A 19,352-nucleotide genomic window follows, 5' to 3' on the forward strand; every position below is an offset into this window, starting at 1 on the left:
GGGCCAGCAGGAGTCAGGGGCGCAGGGTGTAGCCACGGCGGGGTCGTCCGGCGTTCGGGATGTGCGGTTCCGACACCGCTCGGCTCGTCACCGACGCCGACGGATGGACGCTCCGGAGTGCGACGGGCTGCCGTACGGCACACAGTGAGGCGCGGCCTTGACGCCACCACGCGACGGCTGGCGGTGGGACCCCACCTGAGAGGATGGCGCGGGCCATCACACACTGGGGGGAAGCACATGCTCGTACTCATGCTGTCCGTCGTGGTTCTGCTCCTGATCGGCGGCTGCGTCTGCGTCTACTGGTCGGCCCGGGGCGATGCCCCGCGTTGGGCGCGCGGCGTGGCCAAGGCGACGCTGCTGGGCAGCGATCTGGCCCGCGGCGCGAGCCGGGGTTCCCGCTCGTCGCGGAGCGGCGGGAGCGACGACGCCGGGGACGACTGAGACGGGGTGTCCGGGTCGGCGGGCGGTCACGCGCGACCCGGTCGCGGCGGAGGCCAGCAGCAAGGGCCACCGGAACCTGACCTCAGCGAGGCCCCCCATGCCCACACCCACGAGGGAGCACGGCACGCACCGCTGCGGTACTGGACCGCTGCCAGTGCCGCGCGCCTGCTCCTCCTGTTCGTCCGCGCCCGTCCGGTACGAGGCCCACCGCCCGGCACGGACAGCACCCGGCCTCCGGCCAGGGCCGCGATCGAGGTGTCCGGCATGTCACGGGACGCTATGCGGCAGTGCGGGGCGGATGGTGGAGGCGGGATTGCAGTCGTATGAGGACCTCCGGAGGTCGGGCGTCCACGTCCCGTCCCCCGGTCAGCCCGGCTGCCGCGTCGGCTCCGGTGCCTCATGGCGTGCGTACGCCGCCCAGTCCACGATCTGCACCGCCGCACCGGCCGCCTCCTCGCCCCGGCAGTGGGCGTGGTGCCTGCGGGCGATGCCGTCCAGGTCGAGGTGGGAGCCGAAGGCGGGGTGCGCCGTCAGACGCCGTGCGTACGCCCACAGACGGGGGTGGTCGGTGATGCGGTGCACGGCGGCGGCGTCCAGGTGGTGGCGGTGCACCGTGTCCAGCTGGACCAGGGCGACCCACAACTGCACGTCGGCGAGGGTGAGTCCGCCGCCCAGCACATGCTCCCGGGAACCGAGCCGCCACTCCAGCACGTCCAGCGCGCGCAGGAGAGTGGCCAGGGCGATGTCCCGGGCCGCCGGGTCCCCGCCGGACTCGCCGGCACGTTGGGCGGCCCAGGCGATGCCCCGCTCACAGAGCCGACCGACGGACTCGAGCGCGTCCTCGGCGCCGCGCGGGTGGAGATCAGGACCATGGCCACCGAACTGCCGGGCGAGGTCCCGCAGGATGTCGGGGGTGTGGGTGCTGACGATCCTGCCGGTCCAGTCGTCGCTGAGGACCGGCGCCACCGTGGGTCCGGGGTGCTGGTGCGAGCTGGCCTCGTACAGCGGCCGCAACGCACGATGCCCGCCGTCCGGGGCGTCGGGCACGGCGGGCAGCAGTGTCACCGGGAGGGTGTCGTCGAGGCCGAGCAGGCTGTGCGTGACGGCGATCTGCAGACAGTGCGGACAGGACGGCGAGAGGTGGAGCCGGTAGCGGTGCGGCACGGCGTGGTAACCGCTGCGCGCGTCACAGCCGATCCTGCTCCGGAAGGACGGCACGGCTGTCGGGGATGAGGCGGGCATACGTCTCCCTCGAAGTGCTCGGTCACGGGCATACGACGGCGACGGCGCGCGACGGCTTCGGCGCGGCCGGGATGCGGTAGGCGCACGGGAGGGTCAGGCGGGGGCGGGGTTACGGGCGTGCGGGGAACTCGCCGCGCTGCACACACGTACGAGGTCGATGTGGCGGCGGGAGGTCAGCAGGGGCAGCGGCCGGACGGCGACACGGACAGCGTCGCCGCCGAGGTCCGGCGCAGCACCGTCCATCTTTCCCTACCAATTCACTAGGATTTCCCTAGTGGAGTGTCAGGCCCCGGCCGAGCCGAGTCAAGAGGCCCGCACGAAACCCCACGGGAACGGCCCGCCGCAGCCCGAGCGCCGCTTCATCAACGACTACGTGGCCCCGCCGACGTCCGGCGCCCGGCTGTCGCTGGCCCTGGAGGCGTGCGAGCGGACGCGCGCCGACATCGCGCCGCGATGGGCGCCCGTGCTCCCTGACCCGGTCCACGGAGTGCCCGGCCCGTCCCGTGGCTCCCTACCTGGTCCCGGTCGACGAGTACAGGCCGGTCGGCGGCCCCTCCCGTCGTCTCGGCGAGGTCCACGCCGAACAGGTGGCGATCGCCGTGGCCCGGTGAGCGGCGCCGGTGACGATGCGGCTGGAGCCCGCCGTGACCGGTACCACCGTCCACCCCGGTGCCAACGTGGACGCGCCGACCACGCCACGCCTGCTCGAACTCCTCCGCACCGCCGCCCTGGCCGCCCTGCGCGTCCTGCGCCTCGGAGACACCTTCCGGCCCCTGTGACGGCACCGTCGTGCCGGTGACCTCCCAGGGACCGGTCACCGTCTCGGAGTCGTCGGCGATCACCCGGGGCGTCGTGGGCTCCCGGCGCCGACGAAGGGGACCTCGGCGGTGGGGGGCCTCACATCCGCCACGGTGCGGAAGGGGTGGGTCCACAGTCCCTGTTCCGCGAGCTTCGGCAGGACGCCCTCGCCGAACCAGTACGCCTCCTCCAGGTGCGGGTAGCCGGAGAGCACGAACTCGTCGATGCCGAGCCGGTGGTACTCGGCGATCCGTTCGGCCACCTCGGTGTGGCTGCCGACCAGCGCCGTGCCCGCGCCGCCCCGCACCAGCCCGATGCCGGCCCAGAGGTTCGGGTGGATCTCCAGGTCGTCGCTGCTGCCGCCGTGCAGGGCGAGCATCCGCCGTTGCCCCTCGGACTCGCTGCGGGCCAGCCCGGCCTGGACGGCCCGTACGGTCTCCGTGTCGAAGCCGTCCAGCAGCCGCCGGGCCTCCGCCCATGCCTGCTCGCTCGTGTCCCGGGTGATGACGTGCAGACGGATGCCGAAGCGGACGCCACGGCCCTCCTTCTCGGCCAGCGCCCGGATCCAGGCGATCTTCTCGGCGACGGCGGGCGGCGGCTCGCCCCAGGTGAGGTAGACGTCGACGTGCCGGGCGGCGATCTCCCCGGCGATCGGCGAGGAGCCGCCGAAGTACACCTCGGGAACCGGGTCGGGCACCCGGGCCAGCTTCGCGTCCTCGACCTGGAGGTGCTCGCCGACCAGGTCGACGGTCCTGCCCTGCCACAACTCCCGGACGATCCGCAGGAACTCACCGGTACGGCGGTACCGGTCGTCCTTGTCGAGGAAGTCGCCGTAGGCGCGCTGCTCGTGGCTCTCCCCGCCCGTGACGACGTTGAGCAGCAGCCGTCCGCCGGTCTGCCGCTGGAAGGTGGACGCCATCTGCGCGGCCAGCGTCGGCGAGACGAAGCCGGGCCGGAAGGCGACCAGGAACTTCAGTCGCTCGGTGTTCTGGCTGACCATCGCGGTGGTGAGCCAGGCGTCCTCGCACCAGGCGCCGGTGGGAGTGAGCGCGCCGACGAAGCCCATATCCTCGGCGGCGCGGGCGATCTGACTCAGGTAGGCGACCGTCGGCGGTCGATCACGGCCGGACCGCGTGGCGGGGGTGCCGTGGCCACCGCCGACGACGTGGCGGCTGTCGCCGTTGGTGGGCAGGAACCAGTGGAAGGTGAGGGACACGTGGGGTCTCCGATCGGGATCGAGCGCCTCAGCGGGCCGTGCCGCGGTGGCTGGGTGCCGTTCAGCACGTGGCGGCCGATGTGCTGGACCTGCCAGCGGGCCGGGTCGTGCAGGGTGGGGGTGTGGGCGTCACGCCAAGGGCCCTGCGGGCCCGAGGAGTCGAGCGCCGGTCGTGTGCCGGACACCTCGCCGAGGGCGCTGCCAACCTCCAGGGGCCGCCTCCTGCGCCGTCGCCCTGGAGGCGGCCACCGCGATCGACGCCTCGGCGGCCCGCCCCCGGATCGCCCGTTCGGCACGGGGGAGCCGACGGCGGGCATCCCGCCCGGCGTCGCCGTCGAGCACCGTCGCGGCGCTCATCCGGTGGCCGCCAGGAGGGTCGGGTGGCCACCGAGGGCGAGCGAGAACTGGTCGGTGACCTGGGCCAGGGCCTCTGTGGGGCCCGGCGCGACGGTCAGGGTGCCGTCGTCGGCCACGGTGATGTCCCTGTCGAGCGTGAACCAGCCGGGCGTGATGTGGGCGGGGCCCATGGAGTGCAGCACGGGGCGCAGGGCGTAGTCGATGGCCAGGACGTGGGCGGTGGTGCCGCCGGTGACCAGCGGCAGGACGGTCTTGCCCGCGAGTGCGTACTGCGGGAGCAGGTCCAGCAGCGACTTCAGCAGCCCGGAGTAGGCGGCCTTGTAGACGGGGGTGCCGATCACGATTCCGTCCGCGCGCTCGAACTGGGCGATGGCCTCGACGATCGCCGGGTGGGCGAGGTCGGCGTGCAGCAGGGCCTCTGGCGGCAGCGTACGGACGTCGAAGGGGATCACCTCGTGCCCCTGGGCCCGGAGCCGGGCGTCCAGGTGGCGCAGCAGCCGAGCGGTGCGGGAGGTGGCGGAGGGGCTGCCGGAGACGGACAGGACGGTGGCCATGCGAGGACCTCTCAGATGTGCCGGATGGGTTGCGGGTGGCGTGCCGGTGGCGGTCAGGTACGGGCGGCGACGGGCTGGGACTCGATCTCCCGAGCCTCCAGTTCGCGCACCAGGGGCAGCACCCGCCTGCCGGAGCACTCGACCTCGACCTGGCTCAGGGCACGGTCGAAGTCGGAATTCAGGCGTGCGGGCGCACTGCTCCCGGGAAGGCCGTCATGGCGACGGAAAACGGCCGGAAGTGGAATTCAAGAGCGGAGATCGGCGCGAGTGCGAGGGTTTCCCTCGGTGGCCGAGCTGGTGCGCTCAGACCCGACAGCGACAGCAGGAGCTGGAGACACGCGCAAGGTCGACGTGGCGTCGCCGCGTGAGGTCCTGTCGCTTCATGCCTTCGATCAAAGCAGTGGAGGTCCGACCGGTCAAGAATGCCCGGATCTCATTCCACATGCTGGGAGACGGTGTTCACGAGGTTGTGACAGAAGCGTCGGCACTGTCGAACGGCCGAGCTGGTGCGCGTATGCCCCTGTGTGGTTACCTGACGCCATGACCGTGCTCGTGACCCGCCGCCACGTCGACTACGTGCGTGTCACCACCACGGGTTGTTCCGCCGTGAGTTGACTCCGTCCTCCGGCGCCCCGCCAGCCTCTTCCCACTGTGTCGCGCCGCTGCCGCGGTCCACTGGGCTCGTTCCGCCCGCGGGCCCCGCCCCTCAGCGCCGTATTCCGCAGGAGTGCACATGACCGTCCAGAATTCCGCCACCGACATCGACACCTTCGTCTCGGAATGGGAGGCGTGGCACCAACGGAGGGATTCCGCCCTCGCCCATGAGCACGGCATCCTCGCCATCACCGGCCTGCACTGGCTGGCCACCGATCCCCAGCGCTTCCCCGACGCGCCCGGCAGCTGGTCGACGGGCGACGACGGCGTCACCGTCGTGCTCGGCGAGGGGGAGGAACTCGTCGTCGACGGCACCGCGGTGCGTGGACGGCACGTCTTCGGTGTCATCCCGGAACGCGGTGGTGTCAACGCCGTCTGGGGGGACGCGGTGATCGAGGTCGCCAGGCGCGGCGGCCAGGATCTGATCCGGCCGCGGCACCCGGAGCATCCGCCGCGCACCGCGTTCACCGGGACACCCGCCTACGCGCCCGACCGACGCTGGGCGGTCACCGGCACGTACACCCCGTTCCCCGAGCCGCGGCCGACCACCGTGGGTGCCGTGGTCGAGGGACTGCGGCACGTCTACGACGCCCCTGGCCGGGTCCGCTTCCCCCTCGGAGGCCGCACGCTGGGTCTGACCGCGTTCAACGGGTCCACGCCGGGCAGCCTCATGGTGCTGTTCAGCGACGCGACATCGGGCGTGACCACGTATCCAGCCAACCGCGCCCTCCACGTCGACCCGCCCGGACCCGACGGCACCGTGGTGCTGGACTTCAACCGCGCCACCAACCTGCCGTGCGCCTACACCGACTTCGCGACCTGCCCGCTGCCACCCGCCGAGAACCGGCTCCCGATCGCGATCGAGGCCGGTGAGAAGATCCCCCACGAGCGGATCTGACACGCTCGTACGAACAGGGCGAACGTCCACCTCCCCCGTCGAGGTGGAGGTGGACCGCCCCAGTTCCGCGGAGTGGACGCCCCTTGGTGAAGTGCCGCGGCTGGTGTAGAAAAGGGCCATGATTCCCGAGCCCTTGGTGCGACGCCTGGTCATCGACCTGTGCCGACGCCCGGGCTCGTGTTGTTGCTGACCCGGCTTCTCTGACGCGCCCCGGCATCCTTCCTCGCGGGGCGCCGGTCCATTCCGTTCAGCATCACTCTCGCTCGGGCCCGGCCGCCGACCTCCGTCGACGGCGGCCACTCATGTCCCGGCGCCCCGTGGAGGACGCCCCGTGTCCACAACTCCCCCTGTGTCCAAGCCTGGTCACCTCGCGGCGCCTGCCGACGTGCTGCCCGCGCCCCGCTCGTCCGTGAGGAGCCTGGGAGGACGCGTGCGCCATGTCGCGCTGCCGATCGGCTCGCTCCTGCTGTTCCTCGTCCTGTGGCAGCTCCTGGCGGCGAGCGGGACGTGGAGCGAGACACTGGTCCCGCCGCCCGCCAAGGTGTGGGACGCGTTCATCAACGTGTCCACGACGCACGACGGCGTACGCGGCTACAACGGCACCCACCTCATCGAGCACCTGGGAATCAGCCTGCGGCGCATCGCGATCGGCGCCGGCCTCGGCATCGCGCTCGGGGTGCTGTTCGGGCTGCTCATGGGCACCGTCGGCTGGGTGCGCTCGTTGTTCGAGCCCTGGATCACCTTCCTGCGGACGCTGCCGCCGCTGGCGTACTTCTCGCTCCTCATCATCTGGCTGGGCATCAACGAGGAGCCCAAGGTGACGCTGCTGGCGGTGGCCGCGTTCCCGCCCGTGGCGGTGTCCACGACCACGGCCGTCGCGGCCGTACCGAAGAGCCTGGTCGAGGCCGCCCGTGCGCTCGGCGCGTCGCGGTGGGACGTGGTCAGGGACGTCGTCGTCCCGTCCGCCCTGCCGGAGACGCTCACCGGGGTCCGGCTCGCCGTGGGCGTGGCCTACTCCTCCCTCGTCGCCGCCGAGTTGGTCAACGGTCTGCCCGGCATCGGCGGCATGGTCAAGGACGCGGCCAACTACAACAACACCCCGGTGGTGCTGGTCGGCATCATCGCCATCGGCGTCTCAGGTCTGATCATCGACGGCCTGCTGCTGCGGCTGGAACGCGCCCTCGTGCCGTGGCGCGGTCGCGCGTAGGACCACCTGTTCCCGTAGTACTCCCCTCCCCTTGCACAGAAACGGCTCCGCCATGCCCCGTCTCCCCCAAGGCCCGTCCCGCCGTCTCCTGCTCGCCGGCGCCCTGGCCGCCGTATCCACCGCCGTCACCGGCTGCTCCTCCGACAGTGACGCGTCGACGTCCGGGGGCTCGAAGCGGCTGCGCATCGGCTACTTCGCCTTCCCCAGCGGCGACTTGATCGTGAAGAGGAGGAGACTGCTGGAGAAGGCGCTGCCGGAGTACGAGATCACCTGGATCAAGTTCGACTCCGGCGCCAGCGTCAACCAGGCGTTCCTCGGCAAGTCCCTCGACATCGCCGCGCTGGGCTCCAGCCCGTTCGCCCGGGGGGTGTCCGGCAGCTCGCCCATCCCCTACAAGGTCGCGTGGATCCTCGACGTCGCGGGTGAGAACGAGGCCCTGGTGGCGCGCAAGGCCACCGGCGTCACCGACGTGGCCGGGCTCAAGGGCAAGAAGATAGCCACTCCCTTCGCCTCCACCTCGCACTACAGTCTGCTGGCGGCGCTGGAGACGGCGGGCCTCAAGCCGTCCGACGTCCAGCTCATTGACCTGCAGCCCCAGCCGATCCTCGCCGCCTGGCAGCGGGGCGACATCGACGCCGCCTACGTCTGGCTGCCCACCCTGGACGAGCTGCGGGCGACCGGCACCCAGCTCACCAGCAGCAAGGACATCGGCGCGGCGGGCAAGCCGACGCTCGACCTGGCCGTCGTGTCGGACGATCTGATCGCCAGGGACCCGGCAGCGATCGATGCCTGGCGCACGGCGGAGGCCGAGGCACTGCGCCTGCTCAAGTCCGATCCGGACGGCTCGGTCGGGGCCGTCGCGGCCGAACTCGGCATCAGCGTCGCGGATGCCAGGGCACAGCTCGCGCAGGGGATGTTCCTCACCCCGGAGCAGGTGGTCTCCGGCGACTGGCTGGGCACCGAGGGCAGTCCGGGCAAGCTGCTCACGTACGTGACCGACACCGGTCGGTTCCTGGCCGACCAGAAGCAGATCGACGCCGCACCGCCCGAGGACGTCGTCCGCGAGGCGTTCTATCTCAAGGGGCTGTCCGATGTCCTCAGGTGAGCTGGCCCAGACCGCGCAAGAGGCCGACTCGCCGCCCGCCGGATCCGTCCGTCTCGACCACGTCACCCACCAGTACGGCCGGGGCGGGGGCGCCTTCACCGCCGTCGGGCCGGTCGACCTGACCGTTCCGGCCGGGGAGTTCCTGGTCCTGGTGGGCGCCTCCGGCTGCGGCAAGAGCACGCTGCTGCGGCTGATCGCCGGGTTCGAGCGGCCCACGCACGGCTCGGTGCGCGTCTCCGGGGCCGAACCGCGGCCCGGCACGGCGGCCGGGGTGGTGTTCCAGACGCCGCGGCTGTTCCCGTGGCGGACCGTGCGGGGCAACATCGACCTGGCGTTGCGGTACGCGGGTGTGGACCGCGCTCAACGGCTCGAGCGGCGCGCGGAGTTGTTGGCCCGGGTCGGTCTGGAGGGCACCGAGAAGCGGCGGGTGTGGGAGATCTCCGGCGGTCAGCAGCAGCGCGTCGCCATCGCCCGGGCCCTCGCGGCCGACAACCCGCTCCTCCTGCTCGACGAGCCGTTCGCGGCGCTGGACGCGCTCACCCGGGAGCGGCTTCAGGAGGACGTGCGCCGGGTGACCGAACGAAGCGGGCGGACCGCAGTGTTCGTGACGCACTCGGCGGAGGAGGCGGTGTTCCTCGGCTCCCGCATCGTGGTGCTGACCAGGAGCCCGGGCACCGTGGCCCTGGACCTGCCGATCACCCTGCCGCGCGGTGACGTCGACGCCGAGGAGCTGCGCGGCTCCCGCGAGTTCGCCGAGCTGCGCGCGCAGGTCTCCCACGCCGTGAAGGTGGCCGCGGCGGTCTGACCCCTCTGAGGGGACGCCGGACCGCGCGCAGGGCGCCCGGCGGCGGTCTGCCGCACGCCCGGCCTCCCCCGCTCACCTCCGGCTCCACTCCCGCGCGAGCAGTTCGTACGACCGCACCCGGTCGGCGTGGGCGTCGGGTACTCGATGGCGCCCTCGGCGGTGCGGATGCTGCGGACCCAGGCCGCGTAGCCGGTGGCGAGCTCGTGGGCCGTCTCCTCGCCCTCCGCCACGACCACGTCGGCCGAGACACTGACGTACGGCTCGTCGAGGGAGTCGGAGGGCTGGAAGAAGGCCCGGTAGCCGTCCACGACCTCCAGCACGGTGGCGGGGCTGACGTGAACGGCCTCCTGACTCCGCCCCGCTTCACCTTCGAACGCCTCCTCGGCTCACCCCGCATCGCCTTGCGGCGCAGGCTGCTTCTGCTGCCCGGCGCCGAGTCACAGGACTACGCCGAGCAGATCGACGACATCAGCGGCGGCGGCCAGAGCGCCGAGGTCGCGGGCGCGCGGGGGCTGCGGTTCGCCCGGGGCCCGTCGAGGACGGGGTTGACGGTCGCACGGGATGCGGTCGGTCGTCCCGGCGGGCGACCGCCCGAGCGGCCCAGGCCGAGGTCGAGGCGACCGGGGTGCAGGGCGTCGATCAGGCCGAACTCCTCGACGGTGCTCAGCGCGGTGCGGTGACCGAGCTGTACGGCGCCGGAGCCGAGCCGGATCGTGGAGGTGGCGGAGGCGGTCAGGGCGAGGACGACCGCGGGGGACGTGCCCGCGACACCCGGGTTGAGGTGATGCTCGGCGAGCCAGTACCGGGCGTACCCGAAGCGCTCGGCCTGCTGTGCCAGGTCGATGGAGTTGCGCAGGGCGTCGGCGGCCGTCGAGCCGGACGGTACCGGCACCAGGTCGAGGACGCCGAGGGGGATGTCAGGCGTGGGTGGGCTCGTCCTCGGTGACGGGCGGGACCGGCCCCCAGGCGAAGGGCGGGTCCGGAATGTCGCGGCGCAGTACCGGGGCGACATCGGACTGGAAGAGCTGGAGCGAGGCGCGGTGCTGGGCGTCCGTCAACCCGTTGGCGTCCGCGTGCAGATGGAGCACCGTGTGCCCGAACCGCTCGTGGTAGCGGTGCACCTTGTCGATGACCTGCTGCGGGCTGCCGATCAGGGCGGAGCTGCGCTCGACGAAGTCCTCCACGGTCTCGAAGACCACCGGGAGGCCGAACTGCCGCTGGAACGCGAGCGTCGACTCGAAGATCGGCCGGTACGCCCTGAGCGCTTCCTGGGAGGTGCGGGTCACGAGGAGCCCGGCCGTGCCGGCACCGACCGCGATCCTGGCGGGGTCGTGGCCGTAGAACGCCCAGCGCTCGCGGTAGTATCTGATCAGCTCGGCGTACGGCTCGATGGGGTGGGTGACGTTCGCCGAGAACAGGGGGTCGCCGTAGCGGGCGGCCAGGTCCACCGACTCCTTGCTGGTGGCGCTGCCGTGCCAGACCCGGACGGGCCGCTGGTAGGGCCGTGGCCACCCCTCGGCGTCCCGCAGCGGCGGACGGAAGCGGGTCGCCGCGGTCACCTTGTCCTGCCGCCAGAGCTGCCGGAACACCTCGTAGCCCTCGGCGTTGCGGTGCCACTGGTCCTCGGGAGTGACGTGGAACAGCTCGCGCTGGGCGGTGCCGTTGCCCTTGCCGATGATCAGCTCCAGCCGTCCCCGGGAGAGGTGGTCGAGGGTGGCGTAGTCCTCGTAGGCGCGCACCGGGTCCAGGAGGCTGAGGGTGGTCACGGCGGTGAACAGCCGGATGCGTCGGGTCAGTGCCGCGATGTGGCTGAGGACGACGGTCGGCGAGGAGGAGATGAAGGGCCGTTCGTGCCGCTCCCCCACGCCGAAGCCGTCGAAGCCGAGTTCCTCGGCGAGCAGGGCGTTGTCGAGGACCTCACGGAAGCGGTCCTGGGTCGTCTTGTGCACGCCGGTGATCGGGTCCGGCCGGTGCACGATCAGGGTGATGGCGAGGAACCTCACGACGCCGCCCGTTCGTCGCGGACGTCGTCGGGGTGCGCCAGGCCGAGGTGGTCGCGCAGGGTCGGGCCCTCGTACTCCGTGCGGAACACGCCTCGTTCCTGGAGCAGCGGGACGACCTTGTCGGCGAGCTCGTCGAGGCCGGTCGGGGTGATGTGCGGGACGAGGACGAAGCCGTCACTGGCGTCGGCCTGCACGAACTCGTTGAGGGTGCGGGCGATCGTCTCGGCCGAGCCGATGAAGTTCTGCCGGTTGCCGGTCTCGATGACCAGGTCGCGGATGGACCAGTTGTTCGCGGCGGCCAGCTCACGCCACTCGCGGGCGGTGGCCAGCGGGTCGCGGTACATGCGGACCTGGGCGCGGCCCTGGGAGATGTGCCGGTCGCTGACCTCCGGGTCGATGTCGGGGAGCGGCCCGTCCGGGTCGTAGGAGGACAGGTCCCGGTTCCAGACGAACTCCAGGTGCTTGAGGGCGGTGGCGCCGCTGACCTGCTGGCGGCGCACCTCCTTGGCCAGTTCCTCCGCCTCGGCGTCGGTGTCGGCGAGGGTGAAGGTGGCGGCGGGCAGGATCAGCAGCTCGTCGTGGTGGCGGCCGTACTTGGCGAGGCGCTTCTTGACGTCGGTGTAGAAGGCCCGGCCCGCTGCGAGGGTGGCGTGCCGACTGAAGATCGCGTCGGCTTCGGAGGCGGCGAACTCGCGGCCCTCCTCGGAGTCGCCGGCCTGGAAGATCACCGGGCGGCCCTGCGGGGAGCGCGGCACGTTGAACTGCCCGTGGATGTCGAAGTGCTGCCCGGTGTGGACGAAGGCTCCGGCCTTGGCGTCCCGCAGGAAGGTGCCGGTCTCCTGGTCGGCGAGGATCTCGTCGCCGTGCCAGGAGTCGAAGAGCTCGTTCGCCGTGGCGAGGAACTCCCTGGCGCGGGAGTAGCGCTCCTCCTGCGGCAGGAAGCCGCCGCGGCGGAAGTTCTCGCCGGTGAAGGCGTCCCAGGAGGTGACGACGTTCCAGGCGGAGCGCCCGCCGGAGAGGTGGTCGAGGCTGGCGAACTGGCGGGCGACCTCGTAGGGCTCGTTGAAGGTGGAGTTGATGGTGCCGGTCAGGCCGAGGTGCTCGGTGACGGCGGCGAGCGCGGCGAGCACGGTGAAGGTGTCGGGGCGGCCGACGACGTCCAGGTCGTAGATCCGCCCGCCCTGCTCACGCAGCCGGAGTCCCTCGGCGAGGAACAGGAAGTCGAACTTGGCGCGTTCGGCGGTCCGCGCGAAGTGGACGAAGGAGTCGAACTCGATGTGGCTTCCGGCGCGCGGGTCGCTCCACACGGTGGTGTTGTTGACGCCCGGGAAGTGGGCGGCCAGATGGATCTGCTTCAACGGCTTGGTCATCGGTCGGGGACCCTTCCGGCTCAGGCGGCGGCGTAGCGGTTGGCGGGGCGGGCCAGGCCCAGCAGGCCTCGCAGGGTGTCGGCCTCGTAGCGGCGGCGGAAGACGCCCCGGCGCTGGAGTTCGGGGACCAGGCGCCGGGTGATCGCCGGGAGGTCGTGGCCGTGCACGGCGGGGCGCAGCCGGAAGCCGGTCAGTCCGGCTCCGTGCAGCACCTGGAGCAGATCGGCGAGTTCGGAGGGCGTGCCGGTGAAGACGGGGGCGTCACTCGTGTACGGCTGTCCCGCGCGCGCGTCGAGCCGTTCCCGGCGGACGGTGGCGGCGGCCGGGTCGTCGTCGAGGAAGACGACCAGGTCGCCGAAGACGTGGAGGGGTTCGGCGGCTCGGCCCGCGGCATCCTGCTCGGCGCGGATCCGGGCGACGACGGCGCGGGCCTCGTCGGCGTCGTGCGGGGTGACGTAGCCGATGTCGGCGGCGCGGGCCACCAGGCGGTACGGGATGGTGTCGTGGGCGAGGGCGCTGACGATCGGCTGGCCCTGCGGCGGGCGGGGCGTGATGCTGGGGCCCCTGACGCTGAAGTGCCGGCCCTCGAAGTCGATGTGGTGCAGCTTGTCGCGGTCGATGAAGCGGCCGGTCGCGGCGTCCCGGATCTCGGCGTCGTCCTCCCAGCTGTCCCACAGGCGGCGCACCACCTCCACGTGGTCGGCGGCCTCGTCGAAGAGGTCGGCCACCAGCTCGCGGCTGGCCGGGTGGTCGTACGCCTCGATGCGCGGGATGGTGCGGCGGCCGAAGTGCGCGGCCTCGTTCGGGCGGGCGGTGATCTGCACGCGCAAGCCGGCGCGGCCGGCGCTGACGTAGTCGAGGGTGGCGATCGCCTTGGAGATGTGGAACGGCTCCGTGTGGGTGGAGACCACCGTCGGCACCAGACCTATGTGCCGGGTCAACGGTGCGACGCGGGAGGCGATGAGGACGGCGTCGAGGCGGCCACGGACCTGGTCGGTGCGTTCGTCCGGGTCCAGGAAGTGCGAGGACTGCGGGCCGAGGCCGTCCTCGATGGTCACGAGGTCGAGCAGGCCGCGTTCGGCCTCGGCGACCAGATCGGCCCAGTATCCGGCGGTGAACAGGTCGCGCGGGCGGGCCACCGGCTCGCGCCACGAGGCGGGGTGCCAGCCGGTGCCGTCCAGGGCGACGGCAAGGTGCAGGGAAGGAGGAGGTGTCGAGGACACGAGTGGGTGCCTTCCTGGAAGTCCGTGACGAGAACCCCGGCCCCCTTGAGCACGAGGGGGCGACGGCGGTGGAGGGACGGGCGGGAGCAACGGAGCGCGCTGGCCGCGCGCTGCGGGTCTACGGGGGGCCGGGAAGGGACACCCTGCCGCGCCTGGTGCCGGTGCCGCTCACAGCGGGCCGAACAGGCGCGCGGCGTCGCGCAGGGCGTGCGTCGCCACCCGCTCGCCGAGGACGAGACCGGCCTCGTCGGCCGAGCGGGTGTGGATGCCGGAGTACACGCGGGCGTCCACGTTCTCCTGGGACAGTCGGCTCCAGGAGGTGTAGGTGCGGGTCACTCCGGGGGCGGTGGGGCTGGTCAGCTGGAAGGGCGCCGTGCGGGGCCCGACGAGCGCCGACAGGACCGCTTCCGCGGCGCCCGCGTACGTGTTGTGGCCGCTGGGGTAGTCGGGGTGGGCCGGTGTGGTGTGCAGCGGTGTCCATGCGGGGTCGGGGGCGATCGAACCGGTACGGACGGCCGTGACCGGGCGCCACCGCAGATAGGTGTACTTGCTGTCGGAGGTGGCGATCTGCGTGTCCACCAGGGCGACGTGGAACAGGGCCACCAGCCTGGCCCGTACGGCGCTGGAACGCGGTGACCGGGCGAGGGCCACCCGCAGTGGCTCGGTGTACAGCGTCAGTGAGGAACCCAGCCAGAAGGTGGCGGTCTCCGTCTGCTGTCGGGTGCGTACGGTGCTGTCCACGGCCCCGTAGGCACGGACCTCGGCCAGATCGGCGCGGTAACGCGCGGAGTCCAGGGCGGGCGGTGCGGGCAGCCGGTACTGGTCGGGGCTGTCCAGCAGGAAGGGACGGGCGATCCGGTTGCCGTACTGCGCGGCGGGGGCGTAGGCGGGCGGGGTCGGTTGCCACACTCCGGGGGCCGCCGGTGGGACGGTGAACGGCGCGTTCACCGAGGCCGGGTCGAGGCCGTCACCCTCGCGGGCGGCGAGCACCAGCCGCGCCTCGCGGGCACCGGCCGCCACGCCCTCCGACTCGGCCGGTCCGTCGGGAACGCCCTGGAGCGTCGTGCGCAGGGCGGCGTCCAGTTCCTGAGTGTGGGAGGGGACCAGCGCCACCAGGGCGTCGTGTACGGCGGACGCCAGGGCCGCGTCCTGGAAGTCGCCCCGGTCGACGCCGGACGGCACCCCGCGGGTGGCTCGGGCCGCGGCGAGCCAACTGATCGCCCAGGTACGGCTGTTCGTGATCTGCGTGGGGGCGGCGTCCGCCGCGATGACGGCCGCTGTCGTGTCGTACCAGTCGAGCGCGACGGACGAGCGCGGCTGCTCCTCCACCACGGCCGCCGCGGCGGCGGACGGGACGGTGACGGAGGCGGCCAGCAGGACGGCCGAGCCCAGTGCCACCAGGACGGGGTGACGGGTTCTGAACGGGTTCACGCGTGCTCCTTCGCGGACGGGCGGACGGCCGGTGGTGTCGTTGCCGCCGGGGAGTGAGCGGCGGGGTGATCTCGGTGGTGGGGTGGCGGTCGTCGTGGTGCGCGTCATCGGGTCGCCTCCGTGTCTCGGTCGTGTCGGCGGGCGGGGCGGGGCAGGCCGAGGTGGTCGCGGAGGGTGCGGCCGGTGTAGTCGGCGCGGAACAGGCCGCGTTCGCGCAGCGCCGGGACGAGGTCGTGGACCACGGCGGGCAGACCGGTGGGGGCCGAGGTCGGGAGGAGGTGGAAGCCGTCGACGCCGGTGCTCTCGTGCCAGTCGGCGAGCAGACCGGCGAGATCCGCGGCGGCGCCGGTGAAGCGCAGTTCGGCGGGTGGGAGGGCGCCGGGTTCGGTGCCGCCCCCGAGATCGACCGCGACGCGTACCAGTACCCGGAGCGCCTCCGCGGCACGTCCGGCCTCCGCCGCCTGGCGCAGCAGCGCCCCGCGGGCGAGCCAGGCCGTGGAGGGCTGATCGGCGTCCAGGAGTACGACGTCGGCGTGGCTCGCGGCCAGTTCCCACTGCCCGTCCGAGTCGTGCACGTCGAGGGCGACGGCGAGGGGCGGTCGCCCCTGGGGTGGGCGGGGAACGGTGGACGGGTCGCGGACTGAGACGTGCGGGCCCTCGAAGTCGAGGTGGTGCGACCGGTCGCGGTCGACGAACGGGCCGGTGGCGGCGTCCCGGGTCTCCGCGTCGTCCTCCCGGCTGTCCCACAGCCGGACGGCGACCTCGGCGGCGTCGGTCGCCTCGGCCCACAGCTCGGCTGCGGGGGCCTCGGAGTGGGAGACGTCGACGAGCCACCCGGCCCGGCCGTCACTGACGTGGTCGAGGGCGGCCAGGGCGGTGGAGGCGCGGAAGGGGTCGGTGGTGGTCACCGTCGGGACCAGACCGATCCTTCTGGTCAGGGGCGCGACGTGGGTGAGGGCGGCGACCGCGTCGATGCGGTCGGCGCTGTCGTCGGGTGGTGGCGCGAGATGGTCGCCGACGGTGACGAAGTCCAGGGCGCCCTGCTCGGCGAGGCTGATCAGGTCCGTCCAGTGGGCGGCGGGGAGGGACCCGGCGGGGCGGTGGCCGGTCCCGTCGAGTGCGAGGGAGAGGTGGAGTGCGCGGGGCATGGCCTCGTGTACTGTACGAAGGCGGGGTGCGCGGGCGTCGTACGGCCCGCGCACCCCCGGGTCGGCTACTTGTTGGTCCTGGGCAGGCCGGGCGGGTTGATCTCGGACCTGGTCACGGCCTCGTCGGACAGGCCCCAGCGCTCCAGCACCTGGGCGTACGTGCCGTTGTCGATGACGTGGTTGAGGGCGTCGGCGAGCGGCTTCACCAGCCCGCTGTCCTTCTTGGTGGTGGCCGCGATGAGTCCCTGGAGGGTGGCACCGGCGCCGGAGTACGTGCCGACCACCTCCGTCTTCCCGGTGGTGGCCGCGTGGTAGGCGGCGGTCGGGTTGGGCCCGAGGTACAGGTCGATGCGGCCGGACTGGAGCGCGAGGTAGGTGTCGCTGTCGTTCTGGTAGTACTTGATGTTCACCGGCTCGCGACCGGCCTTCTCGTTCTCCTTGCTCCACTCGATGAGCAGCTTCTCCTGGTTGGTGCCGCTGCTCACGGCGACCGTCCTGCCCGCCACGTCCGCGGGCCCGGTGATCTTCAGGCCGCTGCCCTTCTTCGCCTCGAAGCCCAGGTTGTCCTCACGGTAGTTGGCGAAGTCGTACTTCTCCTTGCGCTCCTCGGTGACGGTGATGTTGCTGAAGCCGACGTCGTACTTGGCGCTGTCCAGGCCGACGAAGATGTTCTCCCAGGAGACCGGGTTGATGTGCGGCTTGAGGCCGAGCACGTCGGCGACCAGAGAGGCGATGTCGGGCTCGACGCCGATGACGGTCTTGTTGTCGGTGGCGAAGAAGGTCAGGGGCGCGGCGGAGCCGGAGGAGTCGACGACCTCCAGGGTGCCTCTCTTGCGGATCCTCTCGGGGACCTCGGCGGCTATGGAGTCGACCTTGTCGGTGGTGACGCGGTTCTGGTCGGCACTGATGTTGATCTTCGTCTTGCCGCCCGACGCGGCCGCGACCTCGGTCGTGCCGCCGTCGTCGGGGTTGCTGCACGCGGCGAGGACGACGGCGGTGGCGAGTCCGAGCGCGGCTGCGGCGGTGCGGCGGGTGATCGAGGTGGACATGGTCGTGCTCCTTGCTTGGGGGAGGGGATGAGGGGTGGTCAGAGGACCTTCGAGAGGAAGGCGCGGGTCCGCTCGTGGTGCGGGTCGTCCAGGACGGCCGCGGGCGGGCCCTGCTCCACGACGACACCGCCGTCCATGAACACCACGGTGTCGGCGACCTCGCGGGCGAAGCCGATCTCGTGGGTCACGACGATCATGGTGGTTCCGGTGCGGGCCAGGTCCTTGATGACGTCGAGGACCTCGCCGACCAGTTCCGGGTCGAGTGCCGAGGTGGGCTCGTCGAAGAGCAGCACCTTCGGTTCGAGGGCGAGCGCGCGGGCGATGGCCACGCGCTGCTGTTGGCCGCCGGAGAGCTGCCTGGGGTAGGCGTCGGCCTTGTCGGCGAGGCCCACCCGGTCGAGGAGCCGGCGGGCCGTCTCCTCCGCCGCCCTGCGCGGACGGCGCAGGGCGGAGACCGGTGCCTCGACGAGGTTCTCCAGCACGGTCAGGTGCGGGAAGAGGTTGAAGTTCTGGAAGACGAACCCGATGTTCGTGCGCTGCCGCAGAACGTCCTTCTCCTTCAGTTCGTGCAGCTTGTCGCCGGAGCGGCGGTAGCCGATCAGCTCACCGTCGATGCTGATCCAGCCTTGGTTGACCTTCTCCAGGTGGTTGATGGTGCGCAGCAGCGTGGACTTGCCGGAGCCGGACGGGCCGAGGATCACGGTGACCTCGCCGGTGCGGACCTCCAGGTCGACACCGCGCAACACCTCCAGCGGGCCGTAGCTCTTGTGGACGCCGTGTACGTCCACCATCACCTCACTCATCGGCTGTCTCCCAGGGTCTTCAGGGGTACGACGGGCTGGTCGCGCTGGGCGGCGGCCCCGCGCAGGGTGCGGACGAAGCGGCGGGCGCGCTGGAGCGGGGTGGGCGGCGGGGTGCGGTTGGCGCCCCGGGCGTAGCGGCGCTCCACGTGGTACTGCGCGACCGACAGCAGGGAGGTCAGCACCACGTACCAGGCGGTGGCGACCAGCAGCAGCGGGATCACCCGGCCGTTGCGGCCGTAGATCACCTGCACCTGGTAGAACAGCTCGCCGATGGACATCACATAGACCACCGAGGTGCCCTTGAGCAGTCCGATGATCTCGTTGCCTGCCGTGGGCAGGATGGCGCGCATGGCCTGCGGCAGCACGATCCGGCGGATCTGCCGCAGCCGGGGGATGCCCAGCGCGGCAGCCGCCTCCAGTTGTCCGTGGTCGACGGCGATGACCCCACCGCGCACGATCTCCGCGGCGTAGGCGGCCTGGTGCAGCGTCAGCCCGATGACGGCCGCGCCCATGGTGCCGATGATGCTGTTGCTGTCGACGGACCAGAACACCGGGCCGAAGGGGATGCCGAAGCCCAGCCTCTCGTACAGCGCGCTCAGGTTGAACCAGAACACCAGCTGGACGATCATCGGGATGGACCTGAAGATCCAGATGTAGGTCCAGGCGACGGTCTGCAGCACCGGGCTGCGCGACAGCCGCATGAAGGCCAGGACGGTGCCGAGGAGGAAGCCCAGGACGGTGGCGTACGCGGTGAGCTGGAGGGTCACCCACACCGCCCGCACGATCGTCTCGGACAGCACGTAGTCGCTGAAGGCACCCCAGTCCCAGACCGGGTTGGTGGCCAGCCCGTGCACGAACTGGGCGACCAGCACGATCACGGCGACGGCCGCCGCCCAGCGGGCGTAGTGACGGGCGGGGACGACCTTGAGGGAGGCCGGGTCGTCCGGAGCGGGCGGCGTCCCGGGGCCGGTGGCCGGGACGGCCACGCCGGGCGGCGCGGTGTCGGTGGTGGATGGCGGCGTGGACATCGTGAGGGTTCCTGCTCCGC

General features: G+C 72.1%; 19 protein-coding genes and 3 pseudogenes. 7 read left to right on the plus strand and 15 right to left on the minus strand.

The features are described from left to right. Positions 1-68: 68 nt before the first annotated feature. Both ACFQZ6_RS00280 and ACFQZ6_RS00285 read left to right on the plus strand, forming a co-directional pair. Positions 69-161, plus strand: a pseudogene (locus ACFQZ6_RS00280) (type I methionyl aminopeptidase); the annotation flags it as partial. 76 nt (positions 162-237) lie between these two features. Continuing rightward, complete coding sequence (locus ACFQZ6_RS00285; RefSeq protein WP_381604271.1) at positions 238-441, plus strand: hypothetical protein; 204 nt, start codon at positions 238-240, stop codon at positions 439-441. A 366-nt stretch (positions 442-807) separates the two neighbouring features. On the opposite strand, the gene ACFQZ6_RS00290 is transcribed toward ACFQZ6_RS00285, so the two are convergent. Together ACFQZ6_RS00290 and ACFQZ6_RS00295 are read right to left on the minus strand one after the other, a co-directional pair. Further along, on the minus strand, positions 808-1,683 hold the full coding sequence (locus tag ACFQZ6_RS00290; RefSeq protein WP_381604272.1) for a glutathione S-transferase C-terminal domain-containing protein: 876 nt from the start codon (positions 1,681-1,683) through the stop codon (positions 808-810). 93 nt (positions 1,684-1,776) lie between these two features. Continuing rightward, the gene (locus ACFQZ6_RS00295) at positions 1,777-1,926 is read right to left on the minus strand and encodes a hypothetical protein (protein WP_381604273.1); all 150 of its coding nucleotides are present in this window, start codon (positions 1,924-1,926) and stop codon (positions 1,777-1,779) included. A 401-nt stretch (positions 1,927-2,327) separates the two neighbouring features. Here ACFQZ6_RS00295 and ACFQZ6_RS00300 point away from each other — a divergent pair, with 401 nt between their 5' ends. After that, on the plus strand, positions 2,328-2,462 hold the full coding sequence (locus ACFQZ6_RS00300; RefSeq protein WP_381604275.1) for a hypothetical protein: 135 nt from the start codon (positions 2,328-2,330) through the stop codon (positions 2,460-2,462). Between the two features lie 59 nt (positions 2,463-2,521). Here the strand turns inward: ACFQZ6_RS00300 and ACFQZ6_RS00305 are convergent, their stop codons facing one another. The 4 genes and pseudogenes from ACFQZ6_RS00305 to ACFQZ6_RS00320 all read right to left on the minus strand — a co-directional run bounded on the left by ACFQZ6_RS00305 (position 2,522) and on the right by ACFQZ6_RS00320 (position 5,052). Next, positions 2,522-3,697 (minus strand): LLM class flavin-dependent oxidoreductase, encoded by a 1,176-nt coding sequence (locus ACFQZ6_RS00305; RefSeq protein WP_381604277.1) that lies wholly within the window; start codon positions 3,695-3,697, stop codon positions 2,522-2,524. 29 nt (positions 3,698-3,726) lie between these two features. Further along, positions 3,727-3,967, minus strand: a pseudogene (locus ACFQZ6_RS00310) (SfnB family sulfur acquisition oxidoreductase); the annotation flags it as partial. A gap of 83 nt (positions 3,968-4,050) precedes the next feature. Continuing rightward, positions 4,051-4,608, minus strand: coding sequence for an NADPH-dependent FMN reductase (ssuE, locus tag ACFQZ6_RS00315; RefSeq protein ID WP_381604279.1), 558 nt, complete (start codon positions 4,606-4,608; stop codon positions 4,051-4,053). A gap of 303 nt (positions 4,609-4,911) precedes the next feature. Then, on the minus strand, positions 4,912-5,052 hold the full coding sequence (locus ACFQZ6_RS00320; RefSeq protein WP_381604280.1) for a putative leader peptide: 141 nt from the start codon (positions 5,050-5,052) through the stop codon (positions 4,912-4,914). A gap of 289 nt (positions 5,053-5,341) precedes the next feature. Here ACFQZ6_RS00320 and ACFQZ6_RS00325 point away from each other — a divergent pair, with 289 nt between their 5' ends. From ACFQZ6_RS00325 to ACFQZ6_RS00340, 4 genes are all read left to right on the plus strand, one after another. After that, positions 5,342-6,160, plus strand: a complete 819-nt coding sequence (locus ACFQZ6_RS00325; protein WP_381604282.1) for a DUF1684 domain-containing protein — start codon at positions 5,342-5,344, stop codon at positions 6,158-6,160. 430 nt (positions 6,161-6,590) lie between these two features. Next, positions 6,591-7,367 carry an ABC transporter permease gene (locus ACFQZ6_RS00330; protein WP_381604284.1) on the plus strand — a complete coding sequence of 259 codons (777 nt, stop codon included), beginning with the start codon at positions 6,591-6,593 and terminating at the stop codon, positions 7,365-7,367. 52 nt (positions 7,368-7,419) lie between these two features. Continuing rightward, positions 7,420-8,472, plus strand: coding sequence for a taurine ABC transporter substrate-binding protein (locus tag ACFQZ6_RS00335; RefSeq protein WP_381604286.1), 1,053 nt, complete (start codon positions 7,420-7,422; stop codon positions 8,470-8,472). Beyond that, on the plus strand, positions 8,459-9,277 hold the full coding sequence (locus ACFQZ6_RS00340) for an ABC transporter ATP-binding protein (protein ID WP_381604288.1): 819 nt from the start codon (positions 8,459-8,461) through the stop codon (positions 9,275-9,277). The genes ACFQZ6_RS00335 and ACFQZ6_RS00340 overlap by 14 nt, the downstream gene beginning before the upstream one ends. A 128-nt stretch (positions 9,278-9,405) precedes the next feature. Here the strand turns inward: ACFQZ6_RS00340 and ACFQZ6_RS00345 are convergent. The 9 genes and pseudogenes from ACFQZ6_RS00345 to ACFQZ6_RS00385 all read right to left on the minus strand — a co-directional run. After that, positions 9,406-10,193, minus strand: a pseudogene (locus ACFQZ6_RS00345) (LLM class flavin-dependent oxidoreductase); the annotation flags it as partial. Position 10,194: 1 nt separating this feature from the next. Further along, positions 10,195-11,280 (minus strand): LLM class flavin-dependent oxidoreductase, encoded by a 1,086-nt coding sequence (locus tag ACFQZ6_RS00350; RefSeq protein WP_381604290.1) that lies wholly within the window; start codon positions 11,278-11,280, stop codon positions 10,195-10,197. Further along, the gene (locus tag ACFQZ6_RS00355) at positions 11,277-12,650 is read right to left on the minus strand and encodes an NtaA/DmoA family FMN-dependent monooxygenase (RefSeq protein WP_381604292.1); all 1,374 of its coding nucleotides are present in this window, start codon (positions 12,648-12,650) and stop codon (positions 11,277-11,279) included. The genes ACFQZ6_RS00350 and ACFQZ6_RS00355 overlap by 4 nt, the downstream gene beginning before the upstream one ends. 20 nt (positions 12,651-12,670) lie before the next feature. Continuing rightward, the gene (locus ACFQZ6_RS00360; RefSeq protein ID WP_381604294.1) at positions 12,671-13,873 is read right to left on the minus strand and encodes an LLM class flavin-dependent oxidoreductase; all 1,203 of its coding nucleotides are present in this window, start codon (positions 13,871-13,873) and stop codon (positions 12,671-12,673) included. A 168-nt stretch (positions 13,874-14,041) separates the two neighbouring features. Continuing rightward, entirely contained in the window at positions 14,042-15,304 is a 1,263-nt protein-coding gene (locus ACFQZ6_RS00365) for a vanadium-dependent haloperoxidase (RefSeq protein ID WP_381604296.1), read from the minus strand. A gap of 104 nt (positions 15,305-15,408) precedes the next feature. After that, complete coding sequence (locus ACFQZ6_RS00370; RefSeq protein ID WP_381604297.1) at positions 15,409-16,452, minus strand: LLM class flavin-dependent oxidoreductase; 1,044 nt, start codon at positions 16,450-16,452, stop codon at positions 15,409-15,411. A 65-nt stretch (positions 16,453-16,517) separates the two neighbouring features. After that, entirely contained in the window at positions 16,518-17,501 is a 984-nt protein-coding gene (locus ACFQZ6_RS00375) for an ABC transporter substrate-binding protein (RefSeq protein ID WP_381604298.1), read from the minus strand. Positions 17,502-17,539: 38 nt separating this feature from the next. Beyond that, on the minus strand, positions 17,540-18,304 hold the full coding sequence (locus ACFQZ6_RS00380) for an amino acid ABC transporter ATP-binding protein (protein ID WP_381604299.1): 765 nt from the start codon (positions 18,302-18,304) through the stop codon (positions 17,540-17,542). Beyond that, a complete protein-coding gene (locus ACFQZ6_RS00385; protein WP_381604300.1) occupies positions 18,301-19,332 on the minus strand; it encodes an amino acid ABC transporter permease in 1,032 nt (343 codons plus the stop codon). Before ACFQZ6_RS00385 ends, ACFQZ6_RS00380 begins: the two co-directional genes overlap by 4 nt. Between the last annotated feature and the right edge of the window lie 20 nt (positions 19,333-19,352).

The sequence above is a fragment of the Streptomyces flavalbus genome (genome assembly GCF_042674625.1).
GTDB classification, from domain to species: domain Bacteria; phylum Actinomycetota; class Actinomycetes; order Streptomycetales; family Streptomycetaceae; genus Streptomyces; species Streptomyces flavalbus.

Bases quoted from the DNA above. Each gene is read 5' to 3' on its own strand.
- ACFQZ6_RS00285 (WP_381604271.1), top strand. From the start codon at position 238: ATGCTCGTACTCATGCTGTCCGTCGTGGTTCTGCTCCTGATCGGCGGC.
- ACFQZ6_RS00290 (WP_381604272.1), bottom strand. From the start codon at position 1,683: ATGCCCGCCTCATCCCCGACAGCCGTGCCGTCCTTCCGGAGCAGGATC.
- ACFQZ6_RS00295 (WP_381604273.1), bottom strand. From the start codon at position 1,926: ATGGACGGTGCTGCGCCGGACCTCGGCGGCGACGCTGTCCGTGTCGCC.
- ssuE (WP_381604279.1), bottom strand. From the start codon at position 4,608: ATGGCCACCGTCCTGTCCGTCTCCGGCAGCCCCTCCGCCACCTCCCGC.
- ACFQZ6_RS00320 (WP_381604280.1), bottom strand. From the start codon at position 5,052: ATGTGGAATGAGATCCGGGCATTCTTGACCGGTCGGACCTCCACTGCT.
- ACFQZ6_RS00325 (WP_381604282.1), top strand. From the start codon at position 5,342: ATGACCGTCCAGAATTCCGCCACCGACATCGACACCTTCGTCTCGGAA.
- ACFQZ6_RS00335 (WP_381604286.1), top strand. From the start codon at position 7,420: ATGCCCCGTCTCCCCCAAGGCCCGTCCCGCCGTCTCCTGCTCGCCGGC.
- ACFQZ6_RS00340 (WP_381604288.1), top strand. From the start codon at position 8,459: ATGTCCTCAGGTGAGCTGGCCCAGACCGCGCAAGAGGCCGACTCGCCG.
- ACFQZ6_RS00355 (WP_381604292.1), bottom strand. From the start codon at position 12,650: ATGACCAAGCCGTTGAAGCAGATCCATCTGGCCGCCCACTTCCCGGGC.
- ACFQZ6_RS00370 (WP_381604297.1), bottom strand. From the start codon at position 16,452: ATGCCCCGCGCACTCCACCTCTCCCTCGCACTCGACGGGACCGGCCAC.
- ACFQZ6_RS00375 (WP_381604298.1), bottom strand. From the start codon at position 17,501: ATGTCCACCTCGATCACCCGCCGCACCGCCGCAGCCGCGCTCGGACTC.
- ACFQZ6_RS00380 (WP_381604299.1), bottom strand. From the start codon at position 18,304: ATGAGTGAGGTGATGGTGGACGTACACGGCGTCCACAAGAGCTACGGC.
- ACFQZ6_RS00385 (WP_381604300.1), bottom strand. From the start codon at position 19,332: ATGTCCACGCCGCCATCCACCACCGACACCGCGCCGCCCGGCGTGGCC.